Source organism: Yeguia hominis, from assembly GCF_014384705.1.
GTDB classification, from domain to species: domain Bacteria; phylum Bacillota; class Clostridia; order Oscillospirales; family Acutalibacteraceae; genus Yeguia; species Yeguia hominis.
The window spans coordinates 1-10,012 of record NZ_JACRSN010000031.1; the positions used below are offsets into that span (position 1 = coordinate 1).

General features: G+C 41.7%; 8 protein-coding genes and 2 pseudogenes. 2 read left to right on the plus strand and 8 right to left on the minus strand.

Going from position 1 to position 10,012, the window contains the following annotated elements:
* Nucleotides 1–188: pseudogene (locus tag IAG03_RS13535) on the plus strand (IS481 family transposase); the annotation flags it as partial.
* Between the two features lie 36 nt (nt 189–224).
* Here the strand turns inward: IAG03_RS13535 and IAG03_RS13540 are convergent.
* The 7 genes from IAG03_RS13540 to IAG03_RS13570 form a co-directional block, all read right to left on the minus strand.
* A complete protein-coding gene (locus tag IAG03_RS13540) occupies nt 225–1,145 on the minus strand; it encodes a sugar phosphate isomerase/epimerase family protein (protein ID WP_249320610.1) in 921 nt (306 codons plus the stop codon).
* Between the two features lie 83 nt (nt 1,146–1,228).
* Complete coding sequence (locus tag IAG03_RS13545) at nt 1,229–2,242, minus strand: Gfo/Idh/MocA family protein (protein WP_249320612.1); 1,014 nt, start codon at nt 2,240–2,242, stop codon at nt 1,229–1,231.
* Nucleotides 2,243–2,273: 31 nt separating this feature from the next.
* A complete protein-coding gene (locus IAG03_RS13550; protein WP_249320613.1) occupies nt 2,274–3,146 on the minus strand; it encodes a carbohydrate ABC transporter permease in 873 nt (290 codons plus the stop codon).
* Nucleotides 3,147–3,165: 19 nt separating this feature from the next.
* Nucleotides 3,166–4,071 (minus strand): carbohydrate ABC transporter permease, encoded by a 906-nt coding sequence (locus IAG03_RS13555; protein ID WP_249320614.1) that lies wholly within the window; start codon nt 4,069–4,071, stop codon nt 3,166–3,168.
* Between the two features lie 79 nt (nt 4,072–4,150).
* Nucleotides 4,151–5,479: an extracellular solute-binding protein gene (locus IAG03_RS13560; protein WP_249320615.1), complete on the minus strand. Its 1,329-nt coding sequence runs from the start codon at nt 5,477–5,479 to the stop codon at nt 4,151–4,153.
* A 45-nt stretch (nt 5,480–5,524) separates the two neighbouring features.
* Nucleotides 5,525–6,445 carry a sugar phosphate isomerase/epimerase family protein gene (locus tag IAG03_RS13565; RefSeq protein ID WP_249320617.1) on the minus strand — a complete coding sequence of 307 codons (921 nt, stop codon included), beginning with the start codon at nt 6,443–6,445 and terminating at the stop codon, nt 5,525–5,527.
* Between the two features lie 82 nt (nt 6,446–6,527).
* Nucleotides 6,528–7,562: a Gfo/Idh/MocA family protein gene (locus IAG03_RS13570; protein WP_249320619.1), complete on the minus strand. Its 1,035-nt coding sequence runs from the start codon at nt 7,560–7,562 to the stop codon at nt 6,528–6,530.
* 368 nt (nt 7,563–7,930) lie between these two features.
* On the opposite strand from IAG03_RS13570, the gene IAG03_RS13575 reads away from it, so the two are divergent.
* On the plus strand, nt 7,931–8,632 hold the full coding sequence (locus IAG03_RS13575; RefSeq protein ID WP_249320620.1) for a recombinase family protein: 702 nt from the start codon (nt 7,931–7,933) through the stop codon (nt 8,630–8,632).
* Nucleotides 8,633–8,759: 127 nt separating this feature from the next.
* Here IAG03_RS13575 and IAG03_RS13580 read toward each other — a convergent pair.
* A pseudogene (locus IAG03_RS13580) lies at nt 8,760–9,963 on the minus strand (IS256 family transposase).
* Nucleotides 9,964–10,012 lie beyond the last annotated feature (49 nt).

Sequence of the window (10,012 nt, forward strand, 5' to 3'; positions counted from 1 at the left end):
CGCGCCGCAACGGCAAGGTCGAGCGCAGCCACCGCGAGGATCAGAAGCATTTTTACTCCTGCCGCGCTTTCTGTTCTCTGGATGATTTCGCAAAGCAACTTGCCGTTTACAATCGCCGCTCTAACAACTTACCCATGAGATCCATCCGCTGGCTCTCTCCCTCCGAGTTCGCTGTCCAATTTGTTTGACAAACCTACAATTCTAAAAGGTTATTTTCTAAAAAATCAAATCCATTTTTTAAGATAATCTTGTGCCATAAGAAGCGCTTTTTTTACAAGGCACAAATCTCCCTCGAAATCCGGATCTTCATGTTCAATACTAATCACGCCGTTATAATCAATTCCCTTTAATTCAGAAATAAATTTTTCAAAGTCAACACCTCCCCTTCCGGGCATTCTGCAGTTCCAATACCCGTTTGTCAATTTCCTGTTAAGCTGACGATTATATGTGCCATAATAAGAAAGTTTTTCTTTATCAATCCATGCATCTTTTGCGTGGACATGCAGAATCCGATCACGGAACGTTTTAATGGGAGACAAGTAATCCATCTGCATAATATACATATGAGACGGATCATAATTCAGACCAAAGTTTTTTTCCGGAATTCTACGGAACATTTCTTCCCATAATTCCGGAGAAAAAGAAATAGTTCCTGGAACACCTTGCTGTTGCCATCCTTCCATTGGACAATTTTCAACAACAATATTTACTTTTTTTTCAAAGGCATAAGCAACAATCGGATGAAAAATTTCTTCAAAAAGAGTAAAATTTTCTTCAATAGATTTTGTATAGTCTTTTCCTATAAAAGTTCCAACAGTCGGTACGCCAAGTAATGCGGCAAGGTCAATACAACGGAGCAAATGTAAATTGTTGCGCTTTCTGCGCACTAAATCTGCATCTAAGTTATTATCATAAAAAGCAAGCGAAGTAATTTTCATCTGATATAAATCCAAAATATTCTGAACGCGTGCTGCTTCTTTTTCAAGGTTTCCCGAAACACTCAGATCTGACGAAGCATAATCTCGCTGATTTTCAGTCGGCCAACAGCCAACTTCCATTGCATGAAATCCATTTTCTGCAGCCCATTTGACTTTTTCCTCAAAAGAGATATCTCCTAAACAAACACTTAAAAAACCTAAATACATATAAAAGTTCCAACCCTTTCGCTTTCTTAGATTTATTAAGATTGATGACGCAGAGAAGAATTTCTCTGCGTCATCATATTGCTCTATAGTTTCATAACTTTTCCGGACTCTGCAGAGGCATATCCTTTTTTAATAATATTAAGACAGATTTTTCCATCTTCACCTGTAGTTACTGGTGTCTTATGATTTAATACACAATCAACAAAATGGCTCTCCAACCCCACCCACGGATCAACATTCTCATAGGGAACTTCAACAAAATCTATGCTATCCTTTTTTGTCATAAGAATTTTTCCCGGCGCACCATTTGCGGAAGCATTATAAATCACAGTTCCTTCTTCACAATAAATTTCGATGCGTTCATAAGCGTAATTTTTTGGTCCAACAGTTGTAAAGCTCATAAAGCACTGCGCCATCATTCCATTTTTCATTTTTAATGTAATAGAAGCATTATCCTCAATTCCATTTTCAAGCAAACTTTGCGTTGATGCAGAAACTGTTTCTGGATCGCTTCGCGAAAGCCAGCGAATAACATCATAATGATGTGCGCCAAGGTCCCCAAGCGGACCACCACCAGATTTCTTTTTATCATGAAACCATTCTGTCTTTGGATGCCAAAATTTATCAATTCCAGTATGTGACATCTGCGTACGGATTACAAGCGGTCGTCCAATTTCTCCACTATGGATGATCTCATCTAATTTCTGAAGAGATCCACAAAACCGCTCAAAAAATGCAGCTTGCATAATGATGCCATTTTCTTTTGCAGCACTAACCATCCGCTCCGCCTCATCCATGTCCATTGCAAAAGGCTTCTGAACCAAAAGATGCTTTTTCGCCCTCGCACCATCAATCGCATTTGGGCAGTGCGCAAAATTAGGAGTACAGATAATAACTGCTTCGATGTCGCTCTTCAGCATTTCTGCATAATCTGTATAAATTTCTGCTACGCCGTACTTTTTTGCCATTGCTTCAGCAAGATCCAGACGCATGTCACAGACCGCTTTTAATTCTGCAGCTTCGACCTTCATTAAAGCATCCATCTGAAACTCTGCAATTGCTCCACAACCGACCAAGCCTATTTTCAATTTTTTCATAGTTAATAACCCTCTTTCTTTATCAAATTGTTTATTCTTTGATCGCGCCCGCAGTCATTCCCATCGTAATCCAACGTTGAAAAATCAAGGCAAGTACGAGTGGAATCACTGTTGCAATACATCCGCCAGTCATCATCATCCCATAATCAAGGCCAAACTGTCCAACAAATTCAGAAATTGCAACCGGGATCGTTTTCTTTGATTGGGAATTAATCAGAATTAATGAATAGAGAAATTCATCCCACGCCATAAGGAAGGCTAATACGCCCACAGCAACAAACCCTGGACCTGATACGGGAACAACTACTCGGATAAACGCACCCAATCGGCTGCATCCGTCAATCCGAGCTGCTGCTTCTAAATCCTTTGATATTGTTTTAAAGTAACCTGTAAGGATCCAGACTACATAAGCAAGAATAAAAGACGTATATACCAGAACTAATGAAATTAACTTATCGTTCATTTGAAGTTTCTTTAAAATAAAAAACAAGGGAACAACCAAAGATATTGCCGGCAACATCTGCGCAAAAAGGCAAAGCAGTAATAAATGATCACGAAATTTAAAGCGTAATCTAGCAAATGCATAAGACGCAAGTGTACCAAAAAACAGACAGACAACTGTCGTAGCAATCGAAACAATCAAACTATTTCCAATTGCAACCTTAAAAACTTCTGCTTGTGATTTTATACCACTATCAGGCGCATTAGAAAAAATCTTCTGATAGCGAGAAAAGGTATATTCTGGAGGAAGAAAGCTGCCTTCGACATCAATCAAATACTTTGTATCACTCGCACTGGAAATAAACATCCATAGGAGTGGCGCTACTGTCCAGACAAACAAAAGAATAACCGCCGCATATTTTAAAACAGACAATGAACTTCTTTTAAAAAAATGACTGTTCACAAAATTCCCTCCCTTTGCTTTAATAGCTGTCCTCATGTTGTAAAACACGCTTATAAAGCAGACAGATCATGATGGTAAGAATTGCTACAATCAGGCCTATTGTTGACCCATATCCGAAATCCAAAGCCTTAAAAGTCTTAAAATATGCATAATAACTGATAACCATGGTTCCGCTGTTTGGTCCACCCTGCGTTAGCAGATAAACAATATCAAAAACGCGAAGTGCCTGCATCGTTCGAAGGATCAACACGACAAACATCATTGGTTGAAGCAGCGGCAGAATAATATACCTAAGCCGTTTAAAGGATCCTGCCCCATCAATCAGCGCTGCCTCCCGCAAATCCGGAGAAATTGTTTGTAGACCTGCGAGAAACATAACAACATATAGCGGGGTCATCCTCCAAGTATCAGCAAGGATAATCATATTCAGCGCTCGATTTGCCGTACCAAGCCAAACAACCGGTGCACTAATCAAACCGATTTTCAAAAGAATCTTGTTTAACGCGCCGTAACTCGCTTGATAAATCCATCCCCAGAGTTGCGCGTTAACTACAGTAGGCACGGCCCAGGGGGCTAATACAAGCCCCCTCATAATGCCGCGGCCTTTGAATTTCAAGTTTAATAAAAGTGCAATCGCAATTCCTAATATCGTCTGCACAATCAGAGAAAGAACTGTAAAGTAGACGGTTATTCCAAGCGAGGACCAGAACGCCCTGTCGGTAAGAACAGCCACATATTGCTGAAGGCCAAGAAATTCATTTCCTGCTTTCAAAAGATCGGTTTTAAAAAACGTCATGTAAATTGCATAACCAATTGGATAAAGAACCAATCCCAAGATCAAGAGCAGCGCAGGAGTGATAATAAGGTAAGCAAATGTCCCCTCTCGTATCTCTCTGCGTAGCATTCGGTTGTGAAAATTCCGCATGAACCAATTTTCTCCTTCACTTCCGGCTCGTATTTTCTGCAACTCGCAATATCTATGCAGAAGAAGAACCTATTCTCTGTTACTCTGTAATCTGTGCTGTTACTTCCTGCTGTGCTTTATCGAGCGCATCTTTCGGAGAGGCCGCACCTGTCAAGGCGCTATGTAGATTTTGCTGCATAATATTTGACCACTCGCTATATTGCGCTACCTGCGGACGGAACATCTCAAACTCGTACTGCGGCACACAGTCTGCAAGATATGGATATTGTTCCAAAACAGCACTGTCCTCAAAAACGGAGGCAATGGCCGGCACATTTGAAATTATTTCAATAGATTCAGCCTGGAAATCCGGTTCAGTTATCATATCCAAAAATTTATACGCCCACTCTTTTGCATCAGAATTTTGAAGGATGCAAAGTCCACCGCCGCCGGGTGTGCTGCCGCTCTTTGTTCCGTATTTTTTGCTTCCGGGGACCAAACCAATTTTAATATCTCCAACAACATTTGATTCTTCATCGTTGTTTGTAACACCCCATGCATAGGACCAGTTTAGGGTAAAGGCAATATCTTTGACCATCAGCGAGTTTAAAACTGTCCGATCAGAATAAGTGATGGATGCCGGATCAGCAAATCCATTATTTAAAGAGTCCGTCATCATTGTCAGGGCATCTACTGCATTTTCACTATTCAGAGCCCATTCCCCGCTTTCATCATACCAGTTACCGCCAAAACTACAAACCAAGGCAGCCCAATCACAAACAAGGCCCTCTGCCTGGCTGGCACCCCAAGCCGTTCCATACTTTACAAGACCCTGATTCACAAGATCTTCGGACATTTCGATTGCTTCTTCCCAAGTTGCAGGCGGATTTTCATATCCCCCTGCTTCTAACAAGGCGTCATTATAATACAACCACTTTGTATCGTTCATGAACGGCAATCCCATTACCTTGCCATCAACTGTTAATTGATCAATGCTAACAGGAACAAATTGACTGATCTTTTCTTCTGTTATGAATTCATTGAGTGGGTAAGCAATTCCGGCGGCCAAAAATTCGGCAGGCCAAACTGTGTCAAGTAGCCCGAGATCTTCCGTGGAACCACTGGTGGCAGCAGTAATAATCTTATTGCGAATATTATCATAGGCATCAACGATCATTTCAACTTCAACGCCATAGGTTTCCTTATATTTTTTTGCTACAATTTCATATGCCGGTGCTGGCTCAGCACCAGAGATAACTGAAATTTTGTCAGGTTTTTCTTCATTAGACTGTGAATCTGGGGTTTCAGACAAAGAGGAAACGTTTTCTGAAGTCCCAGAGGCCTCAGAGGGTTTTCCACCCTGATTGCATCCTGAAAATGCTGCTATAAGTAGGCAAAGGCACAAAACGACGATAAATGTTTTTTTCATAAGTGTACCCCTTTCGTGTCCGTAAATAAAATTTCATGAAACAACTCAGCGAACGCCGGCTTGTTGCATCGCATCTTCAATATAAGCTTTCGCCATCCCGATATACTTCGGCATATCATTATAAGCTCCGACCTCAAAGGAACAATAACCGTCAAACCCAATATCTTTCAACGTCTCAAATACATCGACCCAGTCAATAATTCCCATTCCACAAGGCAAATTATAGTCGACAAGTCCGTCGCCATCACGCATATGAAAATGCTTAACACGATTTCCAAGCTTTCGAAGTGCTAAAGATGGATATTCACGCTGAATAAGATGCCAAGCCGTATCGAAATTTACACCAAATTTTGATGACGGAAGCCGATCAAACAGCCGCAGCATCGCATCTGAATTTCCGACAATAACATTCGCATGGCCTTCCATATAGAACTCCATACCCGCATCTTCGCAGTAACTTAAGCATTTCGAGAGTGTTTCAACATAATTCTCCCAAATCAGTTCATAATCGCCTTTTTGAATATCCATTTTCCATTTAGGGGTGGCACGGCTAACACCATTAACAAACGGATTATAGTAACTTGGTGGATAATCGATTGGGCATGCTATCTTTACCCAATTTGAAACAAGATTCATTGCGCGGGACCCTAACTTGTATGCTACATCTGTGGACTTTTTAAAAATATCAATTGCCTTTTGATTTTCTACCTTATCAAGGCTTGAAAGACCTTCTATAATCGGCGTGTAAGCAGCAAACTCCGTCAGTTCCATCCCATACGCCTCATAAGCTTTTCGCAACTCACGAATCGTATCATCCGTATAATAGGTGTCCAAATCCTGTTCTTCAAAAGCAATCATTTCGAGACCTTCAAATCCCATCTTTCCAATAATCTCAATTGCTTCATGATACGGCGGCTGGTAATGCGGTTTTGAAAACGACCAAGTTGCACATCCAAGTTTAATCATTGTTTTTCCTCCTTTTAGTTAATAAAAGTATACACATTAAAAAATAGTCTTTAATATAAAATATTAAAACATTATAAAAAAGTTATCTAACTAAAACGCTTTGTTTAATCTGACTGGAATACAAACAAGCTTCGATTACACGTAATGTTTTCAATCCTTCTTCACCAGAGATTTCAGGCGGACGCTGCTTTATTATGGACTCAATAAACGCATCTATGACACCGGAATTGCTCTGACTTTCATTTGTCTGTATCTTTCCGAGTTGATAAAAAGTTTTATCTCCGTTACGGCTTGTTACTGTAATAGAATAATCAGGGTCTTCAAAAATTTTCATAACACCTTTTTCACAGTAAATCGTCGTTCCGTTTTCTTCTTCTCCGTAGCAGGTCCAACTAACAGAAAGGGTTCCAATAATTCCACTGGGCATTTTCAAAATACAGCGAGCATTATCATCTACAGAGATTAAATCTCCAGAAGAGTCCCGCTTGTCTATTGTAGTAACCAATGCCATTACCTCTGTTATTGGTTCACCAATTAACCATTGGACCAAATCAAGCTTGTGTACTCCCAGATCACCCATTGCACCAATAAAAGCTTTCGACTTATCAAAGAACCATGTCTTGTTGCTTTTATCCGCACTCCAAGTCTCCGGACCAGCATGCGCAAACCCCGTACGGAAAGAAAGAACCTTTCCAAGTTCTCCTACCTTCAAAATCTCTTTGGCTTTTTTATGTGCTGGATGAAATCGCTGATTTTGACCAACCATTAAATAGCATCCGCTACTTTTAGCAGCCTCAACCATTTTTTCCGCATCTTTCGAACTAGTGGCAAGTGGTTTTTCGCAAAGGACATGTTTCCCCGCCTGCAATGCTTGAATCGTCATTTGTGCATGAAATGTGTTTGCTGAACAAACGCTAATTGCTGATATATTAGGATCCTTTAGCATATCATCATAACTTGCGTATACGCACCCGCCGAATTCTCGAGAGAGTGCTTCGGAACGCTCCGAAATAGGATCATAAAATCCAGCAATTTTTGATTCCGGATTTGCAAGATATTCTGGAGCATGCCGGAACCTCGCAATAGATCCACATCCTGCAATCCCAACATTTATCAAAAATAGCGCCTCCTTTAAATTAATGTACGTTTCATGTAATATTACATTTGTTGAGTTAATTATATATGTCAGAAAATACCTTGTCAATAGATATTTTCCTGTTTTTTTAAAATTATTGTGTGCTATTTTATTGTTTTAAATCAATTTCAAAGCATAAATGTAATTTACATGGCCACTTTTTGAAAAATTATATATATTTTTTGTCTACGGAGAAACGCGCTGGGAATGCAAAAAACCATTAGAAAGATACTATAAGAGTAAGAGTTCCAGACAAAGCATTCAAAAATGATAGGAATAGAATAAAGGTCGAACCGTGTTTACTATAGCTATCCGGCATCATCAATTGCAATGGAATTCGCTTTTCCGGCTTGCATAACGCGCTTTATGTAGCCGTATCCAAAACAGATATTTGCCAAATCTGTAATGAAAAAGGCTATCGTACAAAGTCCGGTAAGCCGTTTTTCGTTAATGCTTTGCGGCATATTTTATCCAACCCGGTATACACAGGGAAGTATTTATACAACGGGGAAATCGCGAGGGCGTGCCCTCGCATCATTAGTGATGAACTCTTTCAAAAGTGCGCCGATCGAACCGAATTAAATCGGGCATTGCGCGGCCAAAAGCAGCTGGACGACGTGCATTATATTTTGACCGGGAAGTTATTTTGCGGCTATTGCGGCAATTTAATGACCGGTGATATGGGAACAGGCCGCAATGGGACACGATACTATTACTATACTTGCCACCGAAAAAAGAAAAATAGAGATTGCCAGAAGAAAAGCGAAAAGAAAGATTTCATTGAATGGTATGTAGTAGAACAAACGATAGCATATATTTTGGATCCAGCGCGTATAGAATATATTGCCGAGCAAATTGTAGAATCCTATCGCGATGAATTTTCAGAAAGCAAAATCGAAGAATACGAAAAAGCCATCAAACGCCTTGACGCCGAACTTGACAAGTATGTTGATTCGTTATTAAGCACTACAAACGATGCTGTAATTAAAAAAATTAACGCACGCGCAGATCTTCTGGAGGCACAAAAAAAGACGCAGAAAGTGAACTCGTAAAATTACGTATCACTTCCGGCGTCAGTATAAAAAAAGAAGAAGTCGTGCAATGGCTAAAAAGTTGCCAGGGGCAATCCCAAATTCTGTGTAAACGCTGAATCGTGGTGCAAAATAGAGCAAAATAATGTTAAGGCGGGAGCGGCGCAAGCTGCTGCCGCCTTCCTGTCCATTTCTTCGTAATATCCATCATGGCCAGATACAGCATTTTCAGCAAACTGTCGTCCGTAGGGAATACCGATTTTGCCTTGGTTACTTTCCGAAGCTGCCGGTTGAAGCCCTCAATTGCATTGGTCGTATAGATCAGGCGGCGCACCTCCTGCGGGTACTTGAAATAAGCGCTCAGGTTGGGCCAATTCTCCCGCCAGGACTGGGCGATCTTCGGGTATTTTTGTCCCATTTCTCCGCAAAGAGATCCAGAGCATCCAGCGCAGCAGCCTCATCGACTGCGGCATAGACCGCCTTCAGGTCTGCCATGAGCGCCTTTATGTCCTTATAGGATACATATTTGCTGGAATTTCGGAGCTGATGGATGATACAGTTCTGGATTTCCGTTTTGGGAAATACGGCTTCAATGGCAGTGAAAAACCCGGTCAAATTTATCCGTGCAGGCGATGAAAATGTCCTCAATTCCGCGGTTTTTCAGGCTGTTGAGTACCGTTGCCCAGTATTTGGCGCTTTCATTTTCACCGACCCGCATGCCCAGAACGTCTTTCCTGCCGTCCAGATCAATGCCAATGGCGATATAGACTGCCTTCTTCACGATCTGCCCTTCGCTGCAGACATGGTAGTGGATGGCATCCAGAAAAACCACAGCGTAGACGCTTTCCAGCGGCCGCTGCTGCCATTCTTTTGCGATGGGGAGAATCTTGTCCGTAATACGGCTCACGGTTGTGTCAGATACCTCTACGCCGCAGATATCCCGAATGTGAACCTCAATATCCGATGTTGTCATGCCCTTGGCGTACATGGACAGGATCTTCTCCTCGATGTCCTGACTGATGCCGGTCTGGTTTTTCTTCAGCACCTGAGGCTCAAATTCACCCTTACGATCCCGGGGCACGGATATCTCCGCATCGCCGAAGCCGGTGCGCAGCGTTTTGCTGCTGTGCCCGTTCCGGCTGTTGTCCGTGTCCTTGGTTTTATAGCCGTACCTGCTGCAGCCGAGTTCGTCGTCCAGCTCCGCATCGAGGCCGTTTCCCATGAATTCGGCAATCGTTTTCCTTGAACTGGCTTTGAATGTCATCCATGCTGCCGATGTTCGCCATCTGCAGCAGCTCTCTGCTTTTTTCCCTGCGGGCATTTTCTTCCGGGGTGCGTTTCTTTCTTGCCATTGTAAAACCTCCACTGTGGTGCTTCTATTATACACCACATTGGAGGTTT